This window comes from Streptococcus pseudopneumoniae (assembly GCF_001074565.1).
GTDB classification, from domain to species: Bacteria; Bacillota; Bacilli; order Lactobacillales; family Streptococcaceae; genus Streptococcus; species Streptococcus pseudopneumoniae_J.
Map to the genome: position 1 here is coordinate 1 of NZ_JUQX01000038.1, position 15,352 is coordinate 15,352.

The 15,352-nt window shown below is 42.6% G+C and carries 17 protein-coding genes, 1 pseudogene and 1 other annotated feature; of the genes and pseudogenes, 4 read left to right on the plus strand and 14 right to left on the minus strand.

Annotated features, from left to right (window positions below):
* Positions 1-64 precede the first annotated feature (64 nt).
* The 12 genes from ADI74_RS06230 to ADI74_RS06285 form a co-directional block, all read right to left on the minus strand.
* Complete coding sequence (locus ADI74_RS06230) at positions 65-955, minus strand: DNA polymerase III subunit delta' (protein WP_049537808.1); 891 nt, start codon at positions 953-955, stop codon at positions 65-67.
* Positions 952-1,590, minus strand: coding sequence for a dTMP kinase (tmk, locus tag ADI74_RS06235; RefSeq protein WP_000033378.1), 639 nt, complete (start codon positions 1,588-1,590; stop codon positions 952-954). The genes ADI74_RS06230 and tmk overlap by 4 nt, the downstream gene beginning before the upstream one ends.
* A gap of 121 nt (positions 1,591-1,711) precedes the next feature.
* Complete coding sequence (gene proC, locus ADI74_RS06240) at positions 1,712-2,509, minus strand: pyrroline-5-carboxylate reductase (protein WP_000689682.1); 798 nt, start codon at positions 2,507-2,509, stop codon at positions 1,712-1,714.
* Between the two features lie 3 nt (positions 2,510-2,512).
* Positions 2,513-3,775: a glutamate-5-semialdehyde dehydrogenase gene (locus ADI74_RS06245; protein ID WP_000255270.1), complete on the minus strand. Its 1,263-nt coding sequence runs from the start codon at positions 3,773-3,775 to the stop codon at positions 2,513-2,515.
* 9 nt (positions 3,776-3,784) lie between these two features.
* Positions 3,785-4,894 carry a glutamate 5-kinase gene (gene proB / locus ADI74_RS06250; RefSeq protein WP_000875726.1) on the minus strand — a complete coding sequence of 370 codons (1,110 nt, stop codon included), beginning with the start codon at positions 4,892-4,894 and terminating at the stop codon, positions 3,785-3,787.
* 100 nt (positions 4,895-4,994) lie between these two features.
* Entirely contained in the window at positions 4,995-5,894 is a 900-nt protein-coding gene (locus ADI74_RS06255) for an RluA family pseudouridine synthase (protein ID WP_049537810.1), read from the minus strand.
* Positions 5,878-6,345: a signal peptidase II gene (gene lspA / locus ADI74_RS06260; protein WP_000745678.1), complete on the minus strand. Its 468-nt coding sequence runs from the start codon at positions 6,343-6,345 to the stop codon at positions 5,878-5,880. The genes ADI74_RS06255 and lspA overlap by 17 nt, the downstream gene beginning before the upstream one ends.
* On the minus strand, positions 6,342-7,250 hold the full coding sequence (locus tag ADI74_RS06265) for a LysR family transcriptional regulator (protein WP_049537812.1): 909 nt from the start codon (positions 7,248-7,250) through the stop codon (positions 6,342-6,344). Before ADI74_RS06265 ends, lspA begins: the two co-directional genes overlap by 4 nt.
* 241 nt (positions 7,251-7,491) lie before the next feature.
* Positions 7,492-7,785: a 50S ribosomal protein L27 gene (rpmA, locus tag ADI74_RS06270; RefSeq protein ID WP_000916509.1), complete on the minus strand. Its 294-nt coding sequence runs from the start codon at positions 7,783-7,785 to the stop codon at positions 7,492-7,494.
* A 16-nt stretch (positions 7,786-7,801) separates the two neighbouring features.
* A complete protein-coding gene (locus ADI74_RS06275; protein WP_000613698.1) occupies positions 7,802-8,146 on the minus strand; it encodes a ribosomal-processing cysteine protease Prp in 345 nt (114 codons plus the stop codon).
* Between the two features lie 15 nt (positions 8,147-8,161).
* Positions 8,162-8,476 carry a 50S ribosomal protein L21 gene (gene rplU / locus ADI74_RS06280; RefSeq protein WP_000109141.1) on the minus strand — a complete coding sequence of 105 codons (315 nt, stop codon included), beginning with the start codon at positions 8,474-8,476 and terminating at the stop codon, positions 8,162-8,164.
* 33 nt (positions 8,477-8,509) lie between these two features.
* Positions 8,510-8,629 (minus strand) — a sequence feature (ribosomal protein L21 leader region).
* 64 nt (positions 8,630-8,693) lie between these two features.
* Entirely contained in the window at positions 8,694-9,380 is a 687-nt protein-coding gene (locus ADI74_RS06285; RefSeq protein ID WP_049537814.1) for a YoaK family protein, read from the minus strand.
* A gap of 156 nt (positions 9,381-9,536) precedes the next feature.
* On the opposite strand from ADI74_RS06285, the gene ADI74_RS06290 reads away from it, so the two are divergent.
* Both ADI74_RS06290 and ADI74_RS06295 read left to right on the plus strand, forming a co-directional pair.
* Positions 9,537-10,514: a Gfo/Idh/MocA family protein gene (locus ADI74_RS06290; protein ID WP_049537816.1), complete on the plus strand. Its 978-nt coding sequence runs from the start codon at positions 9,537-9,539 to the stop codon at positions 10,512-10,514.
* A complete protein-coding gene (locus ADI74_RS06295; protein WP_049537818.1) occupies positions 10,511-11,593 on the plus strand; it encodes a DEAD/DEAH box helicase in 1,083 nt (360 codons plus the stop codon). Before ADI74_RS06290 ends, ADI74_RS06295 begins: the two co-directional genes overlap by 4 nt.
* A 24-nt stretch (positions 11,594-11,617) precedes the next feature.
* Here ADI74_RS06295 and ADI74_RS06300 read toward each other — a convergent pair whose 3' ends face one another.
* Positions 11,618-11,995: a DUF1934 domain-containing protein gene (locus tag ADI74_RS06300; protein WP_080980369.1), complete on the minus strand. Its 378-nt coding sequence runs from the start codon at positions 11,993-11,995 to the stop codon at positions 11,618-11,620.
* Between the two features lie 71 nt (positions 11,996-12,066).
* Here ADI74_RS06300 and ADI74_RS06305 point away from each other — a divergent pair, with 71 nt between their 5' ends.
* A complete protein-coding gene (locus ADI74_RS06305) occupies positions 12,067-13,374 on the plus strand; it encodes an HD domain-containing protein (protein WP_049537820.1) in 1,308 nt (435 codons plus the stop codon).
* Positions 13,375-13,383: 9 nt separating this feature from the next.
* The gene (gene yidA, locus ADI74_RS06310) at positions 13,384-14,190 is read left to right on the plus strand and encodes a sugar-phosphatase (RefSeq protein WP_049537823.1); all 807 of its coding nucleotides are present in this window, start codon (positions 13,384-13,386) and stop codon (positions 14,188-14,190) included.
* A gap of 372 nt (positions 14,191-14,562) precedes the next feature.
* On the opposite strand, the pseudogene ADI74_RS06315 reads toward yidA, so the two are convergent.
* Positions 14,563-15,352 (minus strand): annotated as a pseudogene (locus tag ADI74_RS06315) (cell wall-binding protein); the annotation flags it as partial.

Genomic DNA, 15,352 nt, shown 5'->3' on the forward strand with positions numbered 1-15,352 from the left:
CTGTACTTGAGTACGGCAAGGCGACGTTGACGTGGTTTGAATTTGATTTTCGAAGAGTATGAGTTTATATTTCTTTCAAGACCAGATATTCCATAGCATTTTGAAAGCTGACATTAGCTTGCCACATTTTTCTGGCTTCTAGCAAATCTTGTAAAATCTGTCGAATCCTTGCTTGCAAGAGATCCTGCCCACAGAGGACTTCGAGGATTCGCAAGACCTGATCCTGCTTTTCCTTGTCATCTGCCAAGCTGGCTAATTTGGCTACCTGCAAATAACTCTCTTTTTTATTGGCTACTAACCAAGTCAGCATGCGTTCGCTCTCATCCACCAAGGTCCAAAAACTAGCCTGATTGACCAACTTTTCAGCTTCAGCTCGCGATTGAGCCAACTGGGCTAAAAGAGTCGCTTTTTTCTTAACTAGACCTACTTGCTCTAATTGATGGATGAGCTTTTCTTCTTGCTTTTTAAAATGGAAAATCTGGGTCCGACTACGGATTGTCGGCAAAATTTTTTCCTCATCACTAGTTAAGAAGAAAATGTAAACTTCACTCTGAGGTTCTTCGATGACCTTGAGCAGAGAGTTGGCTGCATTGGGATGCATTTTCTCCGCCTGCTCGATGATAAAGACCTGTTGCTGGCTTTCAATCCCTGCTTGGGAAAACTGAGCCACCAATTCTCGAATCCGTTCTGTCTTAATGACCTGATTGACCGGCTTAATCAAAGTGACATCGGGAAATTCTTCCTGCTCAATCAGCTTGCAGTTCCGGCATTTCTCACATGGTAAAACGCCTGCCTTATCCCTACAAAAGAGGCTCTTAGCCAAAAACTGCGCCATTTCCAAGCTTCCAAAGAAACCTGAAAAAAGGTAGGCATGATTGAGCTGGTTTTGTTCTAGAATACGGACAAAGCGGTCAAACTGCTCTGGTTGCCAAGCCTTTAGTTGATCTTGTTTCATTTAGCCAAGCCCATTCTGTCAAACAAGACAGCCTTGGTAATTTCCACAACTTGCTCCAAAGGAAGACTGGCATCAATCTTGACAATGCGATTTCCTTCTTTTTCCAGAAGAGAAAGGTAGCCTTGACGGACTTTCTTGTGCAAGTCCAAACCTTCCAAGTCCAAACGATTGACCTCCCGATCACTATTGGCAGCAATGCGAGCAAGCCCCTCTTCCACCTCAATGTCAAAATAAAGTGTCAAATCAGGTTTGAGGCCATCTGTCGCAAAGTGATTGAGCCAATCAATGGCATCAATATCCAAGCCACGGCCAAATCCCTGATAAGCAACGGAACTATCGATGAAACGGTCCATAATGACCAACTTACCAGCTTCAAGAGCAGGCAGAACTTTTTCCACCAAGTGCTGTCTGCGACTTGCGATATAGAGAAGGAGCTCTGTTTTAGGATCCATTTGAGTATGACTTGGGTCCAAAATCACTTGACGAATCTTCTCCCCAATCAAAACTCCACCTGGCTCACGGGTCGTCAGCACCTCTACTCCTTTTTCCTCTAAAATGGGGAGTAGAGCCTCTAAAACACTGGTCTTTCCTGCTCCCTCTGGTCCCTCAAGAGAGACTAAAAATCCTTTTGACATGTCTAACTCATTTCTTTTTTTCTACCTTCTATTCTATCAAAAAAATAGGTTTTTGTGACAATCTTTTTGCGTCTTCTCTATTCAATCGACCATAAAAAGAGGTTGGGAGTCATCCAACCTCTTATTTACCTAGTTCTTGTGTTCGTTTATAGGCTTGATGAACTGCGGCCATGACTGTACCTCTAAAGGCATGTTCTTCCAGACTTGCTACACCAGCGATAGTCGAACCTCCTGGGCTGCAAACTTGGTCTTTCAATACTCCAGGATGTTGTTGGCTTTCGAGGACCATTTGTCCAGCTCCGACTACTGTTTGGGCTGCCATTTTCAAAGCCCTTTCTCTTGGCAATCCTGACTGAACACCTGCATCTGCCAAAGCCTCGATAAAGAGGTAGACAAAGGCTGGCCCACAACCTGCAAGACCTGTCGCCGCATCAATTAAGTCATCCCCAAGCTCAACCAATAGACCCGCATTGGATAAAAGCTGACAAAAGAGTTCACCGTCCTCAGCAAGACAGTTTGCTGACATGGCATAACTAATCACCCCTTGACCGATAGCCACTGGAGTATTGGGCATGATGCGAATGATACGATGTTGACTTGGGATAAGACTAGCTAGTTTTTCCAAGGTCAATCCAGCCGCCATGGAAATCAAAAGAAGACTCTCTCGTTTTTCAAGGATAGACTGGTATTGAGCAAGGATTTCAGAAAACTGAGCAGGCTTAACTCCTAGAAAGATCACATCTGCTTCTGCAAAAATTTCTTCATTACTGGAAGCCTGGCCACCGAAATTGGCGATGAAAGCATCTACTTTTGCTTGACTGCGATTGGCAAGGAGAATCTGTTCACCCGTCTTGGCCTGCAAGACAGCCTTGGCCAAACTAGCTCCCATATTTCCCAAACCGATAAATCCAATTTTCATCTCTTACTCCCTTATCTGTCCGTCACCAGTAACCACATACTTGTAGCTAGTTAATTCCTTCAAGCCCATTGGACCACGCGCGTGCAGTTTCTGAGTCGAAATCCCCATTTCACATCCAAGACCAAATTGACCTCCATCAGTGAAACGCGTTGAAGCATTGACATAAACCGCTGCAGAGTCAACTTGATTTGTAAAGTAAGCCGCAGCTTCAGCATTTTCTGTCACAATGGCGTCCGAATGATGGGTACTGTGGGCTTCAATATGCGCAACCGCTTCTTCTAAACTACCCACAATCTTAACCGCTAGGACATAGTCTAAAAACTCAGTGTCAAAGTCTTGGGCCTCAGCTGCTCGACCTGAAAGAAACTGACTTGCTTTCTCATCCAAGCGGAATTGAATCGGTTCCAGCCCATCTTCTTTCCGACTTGTAACCAGCACTTTCTCCAAGCGAGGAAGGAAGCTTGCTGCCTTGTCTTCATGAACCAGCAAAACCTCCATAGCATTGCAGACAGAAGGACGACTGGTTTTAGCATTATTGATAATAGAGAGAGCCTTGTCTTCATCAGCATCCTTATCCACATAGACATGGACAATACCAGTTCCTGTCTCGATAACAGGTACGACAGCATTTTCAACCACAGCATTGATCAAACCAGCACCTCCACGAGGTATGAGAAGGTCTAGATAGCCCTTGGCCTTCATCATAGCATAGCTACTTTCACGGCTGGTGTCTTCCACTAGTTGAATCACATTTGGATGAATGGTAGTCGTCTCCAAGCCCTTCTTCAAAGCTGTGACAATAGCATGAGCAGTTTGGTAGGCATCCTTACCACTACGAAGAACGACCGCATTGCCACTTTTGAGAGCCAAAGCAGCCGCATCAGATGTCACATTTGGACGACTTTCGTAGATAATCCCAATAACTCCCATGGCCACACGCTTCTTGGTAATAACCAAACCATTTTCAAGATGATTGGTTTCTAAAACTTCACCGATTGGATCTGGTAAAGCAACCACTTCACGAATCCCTCTTGCCATCGTTTCTATACGTCCTTCATCCAAATAAAGACGGTCTAGCATAACATCTGAGATTTTCCCCTTGGCCGCTGCCATATCCAGGGCATTGGCCGCTAAAATCTCCTCAGTAGCAGCCACTAAGTGATCAGCCATAGCTAGCAAGGCTTGGTTTTTCACTGCTTCACTAGCAGTATTGATTGATTTCTTAACAGCCTGTACCTGTTCAAATTGTTCTTGTGTACTTACCATCGTTCACCTCTAAAATTCTGTAAAGAGTAGCTGGATTTCAGGAGTGATGGAAATCCAGTCATCACGGTGAATCAAGACTCCCTTAGCTTTTTGAGAACGGAGCATATCTTCTAGAGCTGAGACGCCAAATTGGACACGTCCCTTTCCAAGAGATTGACCTGTTTCTTTATCTGCTACTGTGACAATATCGTGATAAGAGAAGTTTCCTTCCACTTCTACCACACCCGATAAAAGGAGACTTTTCCCGTTTTTTGAAAGTGCCTCTGCAGCCCCACCATCTACCCAAATCGTTCCCTGACTTTGAGCATAGAAGGCCAGCCATTGTTTCTGAGTACGAAGTCCCTTCTCTTGCGCAACAAAGTAAGAACCATCCTTTGTATCCTCTACTGCCTCAATCAAGGCAGCTGATTTCAAGGAGGAGCAAATATAGACTGGCACTCCTGACTCCGTCGCAATAGTTGCAGCTTTGATTTTTGTCAGCATACCCCCAGTACCATTAGACGAACCTGCTCCACCAGCCATATCAATAATCTCACGATTGATAGTCTCGATTTTCTCCAAACGTTTGGCTGTTGGATCTGAGTTGGGATTTCCAGTATAGAGACCGTCCACATCTGTCAAGAGAACCAAAAGGTCTGCTTGAACCATAGCCGCTACCTGGGCACTCAGAGTATCATTGTCCCCCACCTTGAGCTCATCAATAACGACACTGTCATTCTCATTGATGATAGGAATGGCACCACGATGAAGCAATACAGACAAGGCCTGATGGGCATTCTTATATCGACGCTTATCTACAAAATCATCCTGTGTCAGCAAAATTTGCGCAGAGACTATTTGACGCATGAGGAGGTTGGTTGTGTATTCTTCTAGTAGCAAACCTTGTCCTACTGCAGCCGAAGCCTGCTTATCTGCAATCTTGGTCGGACGTTTTTTAAAGCCCAAAGCTCCAAACCCTGCCGCTACTGCACCAGATGAAACCAAAATCAACTCATGTCCAGCTTCATGCAACATAGCTAATTGTTGGGTAATTGCCTTTACTTTACTTCTTGATAAACTCCCGTCTTCATTTGTCAAGGACGAAGTCCCCACCTTAAAGACGATTCGTTTGTACTTCATATTCTCACTCCGATTCTTCATATTTATCCATTATAACATGAATGTTTTAAAATAGAAAAGACTTGAAATGAAAAAGGTTGAGACAGCAATCTCAACTCTTTTATCTATTCTCAGTTTTACGCAACCTTTCCAGCGTTTCTTTAAAAATCTCTGGAATATCTGCTGTGAATTCCATGGTTTCACCTGTTCTCGGATGGGTAAAACCTAGAGTTTTAGCATGGAGGAATTGCCCATGTCCTTTCAAGGTTTTGCGTGGACCATAGACCTCGTCCCCAGCGACTGGATGACCGATATAAGCCATATGGACACGGATTTGGTGGGTACGCCCTGTTTCCAGTTGCAACTCTAACAAACTATAGTCTCCAAAGCGTTCCAAGACCTGAAAACGAGTCACAGCTGGCTTCCCTTTAGCAGTTACAGCCTGTTTCTTACGGTCTTTTTCGCTCCGACCAATCGGTGCTTCAATGACACCACGATCATTTGGCAGATTGCCATGAACAATCGCCCAGTATTTGCGTAGAGACTTTTTATCCTTGAGCTCTTGGGCAAGTGCCAAGTGGGCCTCATCATTCTTAGCAATCATGAGGAGACCTGACGTATCCTTGTCAATGCGGTGAACGATTCCTGGGCGGAGAACACCATTGATACCTGACAAGTCTTTTATATGGTACATGAGGGCATTGACCAAGGTTCCACTGGTATGACCAGCGCTGGGATGAACCACCATCCCTTGAGGCTTATTGACAACGGCTACGTCCTCATCTTGGTAGATAATTTCGAGCAGAATATCCTCAGCCACATATTCTAAAACCTCTGGTTCTGGCACATGGTAAGTGACGACATCCCCCTCTTGGACCGTATATTTTGCTTTCTTGACTTGGCCATTAACCAAAACTTGTCCAGCCTTGATTTGTTCATTAGCGAGACTGCGCGACAATTCTGTAAGATCCGACAGGGCCTTGTCTAAACGTTGCCCACCAGTTTCAATTTTTATTTCCATTTACTTCCTCTTTAAGCATTGCAATCAATAAAACAATGACACCAACTGTCAAATAGCTGTCAGCAACATTGAAAATCGCAAAGTTGATAAAGTCTAGGTGAAACATATCCACCACAAAACCTTGACTCATTCTGTCGATAAAGTTGCCCAGACCTCCCGCGATTATCAAAGTCAGTCCAAAAACTAGCCAGAGAGAATCCTCCATGTGTTTATGTAGATACCAAATGGCTCCAGCCATGACGACCAAGGTAATGATAGCAAAAAACCACTGCTGGTCTTGTAACATAGAGAAGGCTGCTCCTCTATTTTGTAGATAAGTCAAGCTAACGAGATTGGGGATCCACGAACGCACTTCACCCAGTGGAATCTGCTGGAGAACATAGGCTTTAACCCACTGATCCAGTGCAATTAAGAGCAGTACAATGACTGCCACTATTCCTCTTTTTTTCATGATTTCCTCTTCTGATCAAAATATTCTTGCATAACCTCAACGAAGAGTGTCCCAGCTTGACTAAGCTCAACTTCTTCCCGTTTGACATAAACCATGCGGTTATCTAAATTATCCTTGAGACGAATAACTGTAATGCCATTAACACTGTCACTATCTAAAAATCCAGACCCAGTCGCATAAGCATCCGTCCGCTCCAAAATACCATTCAAAGTAGCACGGTCGGTCACATTGAACATCTGGGAGCTAGCACTGGTATCGACAAAGTTCTCTGAATAGTAAAGGTACTCGTCCTTTTCCTGAGTGAAACGAACTGTTGGTAAGTCAGCTAAATCATCCATGACCAGTTCTTCTTTTTCCGCCAAGGGATGTCCTTCACGCAGATAGATGTGGGTATGAAAAGGAATCAACTCAATGACTTCGAGACCTAACTTTTCAATCCGTTGCATGATGCCCTTTTGATTTTGATTGTTGAGGTAGATAATCCCAATCTCACTGTGCCCCTGAGCTACTTCATCAAGGATTTGAACTGTAGTAGACTCAAAAATACGGAAATTCTTGTAGTCAGGATAGCGATCTGAAAAAGCCGTAATCGTTGGTGGCAAGAAGTCATAGTGCTGGCTAGCAATAGAGAATTCATCTTTTTCTTCTTCAGGATTGGCATATTGATTTTGAAAAACATCAAATCCTTTGACCAATTCCTGCGCTTTCTCGTAAAATTCCATACCACGACGGGTCAAGAAAGTCCCCGAACTTGTCCGACGGAAAATCTTAAACCCCAGCTCTTTTTCCAAATCACGCACAGAAATAGACAGACTGGGCTGACTAACATACATCTTTTCAGCAGCTTCACGGAAAGTACCACTGTTGGCAATAGCCACAACATAGCGTAATTGTTGAATATTCATCTTCTACCCCCAACTTCTCTATCTGTTTATTATACCATAAATCAGAAGTTTTCCACAAAGGGAAAAGAATATCCATCATAAAATCCAACTATACAAGACTTAAAAAAAGATGGTTATCAGCGTGGGTATCAAAACAAAAAAACAGGCTCTCCGAAAACTCGGAAAGCCTTATTTTATGCTAGTTCTAGCTTCCTCGCCTTTTCATTTTAAGGCTCGGGATAAAAAGGTTCACTGAACCTTTTTATTTTGCGATTGGGTAAACAGAAACTTGTTTTTTATCGCGACCTTTACGTTCAAAGCGTACTACGCCTTCAACCTTAGCGAACAAAGTATCGTCTCCACCACGTCCAACGTTTACACCTGGATAGATGTGTGTACCACGTTGACGGTAAAGGATTGATCCACCTGTTACAGTTTGTCCGTCAGCTGCTTTAGCTCCAAGACGTTTCGCTTGTGAATCACGTCCGTTTGATGTAGAACCTCCACCCTTTTTGTGGGCGAAAAGTTGCAAGTTGTTAAGAGTCATTTTTAACATAATGTTTTCCTCCGTGTTAGTTTTCTGTGATAACTCTGGTTTGGACGAACTCAGATGAGTCCTCCGATAAGTTTGCCATACCCAAGAAAAATGATTCGAAGAATAACTGCGTCATTTCTCTCTGGTGAGAAGGAAGATCTTTTGGTATTTCGACCATCAGATAGCCACCTTCATCTTCGTTTAATTCTAGGATTGGTTCATAGCCTGCAAATTTCTCAATAGAATTGATAAAGTTAATGGCAAGCGTAGAAACCGATGCACACACGACATCTAAGCCGTATTCGCCACTCTCGGCGTGTCCAGTAATTTCCGCACTCCTCAGCTCGCCATCTTCGGCTCTCTCAAAGACTGCTTGTATCATGTGTTCTCCTTAAAATTAAGCGTTGATTGCGTTGATGACAACTTTTGTATATGGTTGACGGTGACCTTGTTTACGGTGGCTACCTTTTTTAGGTTTGTACTTGTAAGTAACAACTTTCTTTTGTTTTCCTTGTTTTTCAACAGTTCCAACTACAGTAGCTCCAGCAACAAGTGGAGTTCCGACAACAGTGTTTTCACCACCAACAAGAACAACTTCGTTAAAAGTAACTTCTTGACCAGCTTCAACGTTCAATTTTTCAACGTAAACTGCTTGACCAACTTCAACTTTAACTTGTTTTCCGCCAGTTTTGATAATTGCGTATGTGCTCATTATGCACCTCCTATGATTTTTTGGGTTTCCCCGTATTTTGTGAAGACTCGCCTAGCATCGTGGGACGAACCACTTAGTATATGAGCTCTATGTATAACAAAGTTTAAACTTCGTATACGACAAGCAACGATGTTCGTGCGGTTGCACAGGACTGTGCATAGTCAACTCTTCAAGTATATCATATCTTCTTTTTTCTTACAAGCGAAATCAATCAAAATTAAGCTTTTTCTTTCCCTTTTTTCCTCCAAGAAGCAAAAAGCATACTAAGGTAAAAGATGCTCATCATCACTGGAACACCTAGAATCGTCTTTTCATGATAGAAAATCGTCAAGTAAGCTGAAAAGACAACTCCAAGAACAAAGCTGGTAAGTAGGCTAACGAAAATCAAGGCTTCTCGCAGGAAGGGCGTATGCTTGGTTCGGAAATAATCCCCAAAAGCCAACATGGTTCGTTTAATATTCCCAGTCATAAAGGCATTATTATAGGCAATACCTGACACTTCTCCAAAGGCTGTTGTCACCAGTCCCATACAAAAAGCTAAAGGTGGGACTAGGTAGATATTGTCAACTGACAAGGGAACAAAGCCAATGATTATGGATAAGACCGCGAGTGGAATCAAGGACAAAATCGGCTTTTTAACAATTCGTAGTTTTTCCTTATACAATGTCAGAAAAAAGACCCCCATCATAAAGGAAAACAAAGTCATTACTTTGGCACTGGCATCCGAGACATTCTGTTGAATGAGTCCTACAGAAAGAAAAACCACATTCCCAGTTTGACCTGCTACAAGTGTATTCCCTCGAACGATAAAGGTATAGGCATCGACATATCCTGCACAAAAGGTCAAAAAAAGCGCTAGTCTTTTAGACTGACGAGATATTTTTCTTATTGGTAATAATCTCATTATCTCTCCCATTTCAGTTTCATTTACTCATTTCAATATTGTACCACTTTCTTTGAGAAAAGCGTAGTCCATTTGAAAATTTTTACCATCTGTTGGATAGTCCTTCTTTTCTGTGTTATAATGAAGGAAGGATTTAAAGTCGGAAAAGGAGTATCTATGCTGAAATTAGGTGTTATCGGAACAGGCGCTATCAGCCATCATTTCATAGAAGCAGCCCATACCAGTGGCCAATACCAGCTGGTTGCTGTCTACTCTAGAAAACTAGAAACTGCCGCAACCTTTGCTTCTCGTTATCAAGATATCCAACTCTTTGATCAGTTAGAAGACTTCTTTAAGTCTTCCTTTGATGTAGTCTATATCGCCAGTCCAAACTCCTTGCATTTCGCTCAGGCACAAGTTGCCTTGTCTGCGGGTAAGCACGTCATTCTTGAAAAGCCAGCTGTCACTCAGCCACATGAATGGCTGGATTTGAGACAGACAGCTGAGAAAAATCACTGTTTTATCTTTGAAGCGGCACGAAACTACCACGAGGAAGCTTTTACTACTATCAAAAACTTTTTAGCAGACAAGCAAGTGCTGGGAGCAGATTTCAACTATGCCAAGTATTCTTCTAAGATGCCGGACTTGTTGGCTGGGCAGACGCCAAATGTCTTTTCAGACCGTTTTGCTGGCGGAGCCCTTATGGACTTGGGGATTTATCCTCTCTACGCTGCCGTTCGCCTCTTTGGAAAAGCTCAAGACGCGACTTATCAGGCTCAACAGCTTGACAATAGCATTGACCTAAATGGAGACGGTATCCTCTTCTACCCTGACTTTCAAGTTCACATTAAGGCCGGGAAAAACATCACTTCCAATCTTCCTTGTGAGATTTACACAGCAGATGGAACCTTGACCCTCAACACGATTGAACATGTCCGCTCAGCTATTTTTAGCGACCACCAAGGAAATCAAGTCCAGCTCCCTATCCAACAGGCTCCTCATACAATGACTGAGGAAGCAGCTGCATTTGCACAGATGATCCAGCGGCCAGACCAGACGCTTTACCAGAACTGGCTGAATGATGCAGGTTCTGTTCATGACCTATTATATACCATGCGCCAGACTGCTGGCATTAGATTTGAGGCAGAAAAATGAAAACCAAACTACCGACTGAATGGCAGAAATTGAGCGACCAGCTCGGTTTCCAAGAATTTACCCCCATTCAAATTCAACTATTTGAGCCCATTCTTGCTGGAGAAAACCTCCTGGGAGTAAGCCCAACAGGAACTGGTAAGACGCTAGCTTACCTCCTGCCAAGTCTTCTAAGGTTGAAAAAGAAAAAAGCCCAGCAGCTCTTGATTCTAGCACCAAATACTGAACTAGCTGGACAGATTTTTGACGTATGTAAAACGTGGGCTGAAGCTATCGGCTTGACTGCTCAGCTCTTCCTATCAGGTTCCAGTCAGAAACGTCAGATTGAACGCCTTAAAAAAGGACCAGAAATTCTGATTGGAACTCCTGGCCGTATCTTTGAATTAATTAAATTGAAAAAAATTAAGATGATGAATGTGGAAACCATCATTTTAGATGAATTTGATCAATTACTTGATGATTCTCAGATTCACTTTGTCGAGAAAATCACTCACTACGCACCTCGTGACCACCAACTCATCTACATGAGTGCGACGACCAAGTTTGACCAAGAAAAGATTGCACCAAACACGCGCACCATCGACCTTTCTGACCAAAAGTTGGACAACATTCAACACTTCTACATGCAGGTAGACCAACGTCACCGAGTGGACATGCTTCGAAAATTGGCTCATGTAGAGGATTTCCGCGGACTAGTTTTCTTTAATAGCCTATCAGATCTTGGAAGTGCAGAGGAAAAATTACAGTATCGCGATATCTTGGCTGTTTCCCTCGCTAGCGATGTCAATGTTAAATTCCGAAAAGTCATCTTAGAAAAGTTCAAAGACAAGCAGCTAACCCTGCTCCTTGCAACTGACCTTCTGGCTCGTGGAATTGATATCGATAGTCTCGAATGTGTCGTAAACTTTGATATTCCTAGGGACATCGAAACCTACACTCACCGCGCGGGCCGTACAGGTCGCATGGGCAAGGAGGGCTATGTTATCACTCTAGTTACCCATCCTGAAGAACTTAAAAAACTCAAGAAATTCGCAAGTGTTCATGAAATTGTCCTAAAAAATCAAGAACTCTATATCAAATAAGGTTGGCATTCGCCAACCTTATTCTTATCCCCAAGTAATTTCTAATTGATAGCTAGCAAAGGGGTGTCCCTCTTGATTTTGAAGTTGATAGGCTAGCTCAATCTTTTGCCCATCCAGTTTGTAGTGATTCGTTTGAATGATAAACTCCTGCATCCCAATTGGAGTAGGAATATAGGCCAAACTATCATTATCCTTTAGAAAATGCATGACGGTCTTGGGACTCGAGAAACGGGTCATCACCAGTTCTTGACTATGAAACTTGAGAACCACTTTTTCCTTTTCCTCATTGTAGAAAAGCAGATAGCGATAATCTCCCTTTTCACGCACCTCCACGTCATAGAGTTGGTCAATGACTTCCAACTGTTCATCAAACTGAATCCTATTTCGCATCCGAATCTTCACATCAGGTCCTCTTTCTTCTCTCTTGTCCTACTATTTTACCAAAAACTCTAGCTTTTTGCTATAATGGTCATATGAACGAAAAAGTATTCCGTGACCCAGTTCACAACTACATCCATGTAAACAACCAGGTCATCTATGACTTGATCAATACAAAGGAATTTCAACGTCTGCGCCGTATTAAACAACTAGGAACTTCTAGTTATACCTTCCACGGCGGGGAACACAGTCGCTTTTCCCACTGTTTGGGGGTCTATGAGATTGCTCGTCGTATCACAGAGATTTTTGAAGAAAAATATCCTGAAGAATGGGATCCTGCTGAGTCTCTCTTGACCATGACCGCTGCGCTCCTTCATGATCTTGGGCATGGTGCCTACTCGCATACTTTTGAACATCTCTTTGATACAGATCATGAGGCCATTACTCAGGAAATCATTCAAAGTCCTGAGACAGAAATTCACCAAGTTCTGCTACAAGTAGCACCTGATTTCCCAAAAAAGGTGGCTAGTGTCATCGACCATACCTACCCTAACAAGCAGGTCGTGCAGCTCATTTCTAGTCAGATCGATGCGGACCGCATGGACTATCTCTTGCGCGACTCCTATTTTACAGGAGCATCTTATGGGGAATTTGACCTGACTCGCATCCTCCGAGTCATTCGTCCAGTCGAAAATGGGATTGCCTTTCAGCGAAATGGCATGCATGCCATCGAAGACTATGTTCTCAGTCGCTACCAGATGTATATGCAGGTTTATTTCCACCCAGCAACACGCGCCATGGAAGTTCTCCTACAGAATCTCCTCAAACGCGCTAAGGAACTCTTTCCTGAGGACAAGGACTTCTTTTCACGAACTTCTCCACACCTTCTTCCTTTCTTTGAAAAAAATGTGACCTTGTCTGACTATCTAGCTCTTGATGATGGCGTGATGAATACCTACTTCCAACTCTGGATGACCAGTCCTGACAAGATTCTCGCTGACTTGTCGCAACGCTTTGTCAACCGCAAAGTCTTTAAATCCATCACCTTTTCACAAGAAGACCAAGACCAACTCGCAACCATGAGAAAACTTGTTGAAGAAATCGGTTTTGATCCAGACTACTATACTGCTATTCATAAGAACTTTGACCTCCCTTATGATATCTATCGTCCCGAATCTGAAAACCCGCGGACACAGATTGAGATTTTACAAAAAAATGGTGAACTGGCAGAACTCTCTAGCCTTTCTCCTATCGTCCAATCCCTTGCTGGCAGCCGCCACGGAGACAATCGTTTCTATTTTCCAAAAGAAATGTTGGACCAAAACAGTATCTTTGCAAGTATCACCCAGCAATTTTTACACTTGATTGAGAACGATCATTTTACCCCAAATAAGAAGGAATAGAGGAAATATATGAGTATTAAACTAATCGCCGTCGATATTGATGGTACCCTGGTTAACAGTAAAAAGGAAATCACTCCTGAAGTCTTTTCTGCCATCCAAGACGCCAAACAAGCTGGCGTCAAAGTCGTGATTGCAACTGGCCGCCCTATCGCAGGTGTTGCTAAACTTCTGAACGACTTGCAGTTGAGAGACGAGGGTGACTATGTCGTTACCTTCAACGGTGCCCTTGTCCAAGAGACTGCTACTGGCCACGTGATTATCAGTGAATCCTTGACCTATGAGGATTATCTGGATATGGAATTCCTCAGTCGCAAACTCGGTGTTCACATGCACGCCATTACCAAGGACGGTATCTATACTGCCAATCGCAATATCGGAAAATACACGGTGCACGAATCAACCCTCGTCAGCATGCCCATCTTTTACCGCACTCCTGAAGAAATGGCTGGCAAGGAAATCGTTAAATGTATGTTTATCGATGAACCAGAAATTCTCGATGCTGCGATTGAAAAGATTCCAGCCGAATTTTACGAACGCTACTCCATCAACAAATCAGCTCCTTTCTACCTCGAACTCCTTAAAAAGAATGTAGACAAGGGTTCAGCCATCACTCACTTAGCTGAAAAACTCGGATTGACTAAAGATGAAACCATGGCGATCGGGGACGAAGAAAATGACCGCGCCATGCTGGAAGTCGTTGGAAACCCCGTTGTTATGGAAAATGGAAATCCTGAACTCAAAAAAATCGCCAAATACATCACTAAAACAAATGACGAATCTGGCGTTGCCCATGCCATCCGTACGTGGGTATTGTAAAATGCAAGAATAGACGAAAACCGCTCTGCTGAGCGGTTTTTGTCTATTTCATTTTAGAATTAGCAATAATTTCAAAAAATAAATAAGTTTGCCTTAGTTTCTGTAGAAACCGAACCTGTAGAAACTACCATACCCAACATTTCAAGTGCAAGGATAACTCCACAAGCACCACCAACTTTCATTTTACGGATTGAACCATAAGCCTTATATTCTTGTCCTTTTTACATTTAATTATTTATCTCCTTTTCTAAAAACATTTATAACAAATTAAAACTCTCAATCACTTGATGGTGAACGAGAGAGTTTATAAACAACTACAATCATATTTTCTCCTTTTCTACAAAAAAAGAGCCAGTAAAACTGACTCTTAATCTATTTCCATCTACCTAAATCATCAACCCAATAGCCTTGTACCCTCTCAGAACGAGCATAGATACCATTAGACTTCAAATAGAACCATGCTTGATAATAATTATCGTAAATCCATTCACTTTTTGCCATCTTTCCATTAGATTTCAGATAATATGAGCCTTGCCATGCACTATTCGCATAAACTCCATTCGATTTTAGATAATACCACGCTTGATAAGAACTATCATAAATCCATTCACTTTCTGCCATCTTTCCATTAGATTTCAGATAATATGAACCCTGCCATGCACTACGTGAATAACTTCCATCAGACTTCAAATAGTACCATGCTTGATAATATGAATCATAAACCCATTCACTCACAGCCATCTTCCCATCTGATTTCAAGAAATATGAATCTTGCCAAGTATTTTTCAATGGTTGATTATTCTTATAGAAATACCACGTTTTACCTTCTTGAATCCAGCCATTCTTCTTAAATGAAGGAGCAGGAGCAGGCTTAGTTGGATTTTTCTCTACCTGCTTCTCCTTTGATGGAGTTGGTTTTGTCTGAACAGGTTTCTTATTCTGAACATATCGTCCAGTACCATCAACATAGTATCGACCATTGTCTACCCATGAATCTGTAACCATTTTTCCATCAGAACCGAACCAATAATCACCTTCCCATGTATTTTTTATAGGTCTATTATTCTTATAAAAATACCATGCTGTTCCTTCTTGAACCCAACCATACTTTTGATTTTTATTTTGAACATATTTTCCTGACTTGTCAACGTAATAACGTCCA

Coding starts and splice junctions, on each gene's coding strand:
- lspA (WP_000745678.1), bottom strand. CDS start 6,345: ATGAAAAAAAGAGGAATAGTGGCAGTCATTGTACTGCTCTTAATTGCA.
- proB (WP_000875726.1), bottom strand. CDS start 4,894: ATGAAGTACAAACGAATCGTCTTTAAGGTGGGGACTTCGTCCTTGACA.
- rplU (WP_000109141.1), bottom strand. CDS start 8,476: ATGAGCACATACGCAATTATCAAAACTGGCGGAAAACAAGTTAAAGTT.
- ADI74_RS06230 (WP_049537808.1), bottom strand. CDS start 955: ATGAAACAAGATCAACTAAAGGCTTGGCAACCAGAGCAGTTTGACCGC.
- tmk (WP_000033378.1), bottom strand. CDS start 1,590: ATGTCAAAAGGATTTTTAGTCTCTCTTGAGGGACCAGAGGGAGCAGGA.
- rpmA (WP_000916509.1), bottom strand. CDS start 7,785: ATGTTAAAAATGACTCTTAACAACTTGCAACTTTTCGCCCACAAAAAG.
- ADI74_RS06295 (WP_049537818.1), top strand. CDS start 10,511: ATGAAAACCAAACTACCGACTGAATGGCAGAAATTGAGCGACCAGCTC.
- ADI74_RS06275 (WP_000613698.1), bottom strand. CDS start 8,146: ATGATACAAGCAGTCTTTGAGAGAGCCGAAGATGGCGAGCTGAGGAGT.
- ADI74_RS06255 (WP_049537810.1), bottom strand. CDS start 5,894: ATGGAAATAAAAATTGAAACTGGTGGGCAACGTTTAGACAAGGCCCTG.
- proC (WP_000689682.1), bottom strand. CDS start 2,509: ATGAAAATTGGATTTATCGGTTTGGGAAATATGGGAGCTAGTTTGGCC.
- ADI74_RS06265 (WP_049537812.1), bottom strand. CDS start 7,250: ATGAATATTCAACAATTACGCTATGTTGTGGCTATTGCCAACAGTGGT.
- ADI74_RS06245 (WP_000255270.1), bottom strand. CDS start 3,775: ATGGTAAGTACACAAGAACAATTTGAACAGGTACAGGCTGTTAAGAAA.
- ADI74_RS06285 (WP_049537814.1), bottom strand. CDS start 9,380: ATGAGATTATTACCAATAAGAAAAATATCTCGTCAGTCTAAAAGACTA.
- yidA (WP_049537823.1), top strand. CDS start 13,384: ATGAGTATTAAACTAATCGCCGTCGATATTGATGGTACCCTGGTTAAC.
- ADI74_RS06305 (WP_049537820.1), top strand. CDS start 12,067: ATGAACGAAAAAGTATTCCGTGACCCAGTTCACAACTACATCCATGTA.
- ADI74_RS06290 (WP_049537816.1), top strand. CDS start 9,537: ATGCTGAAATTAGGTGTTATCGGAACAGGCGCTATCAGCCATCATTTC.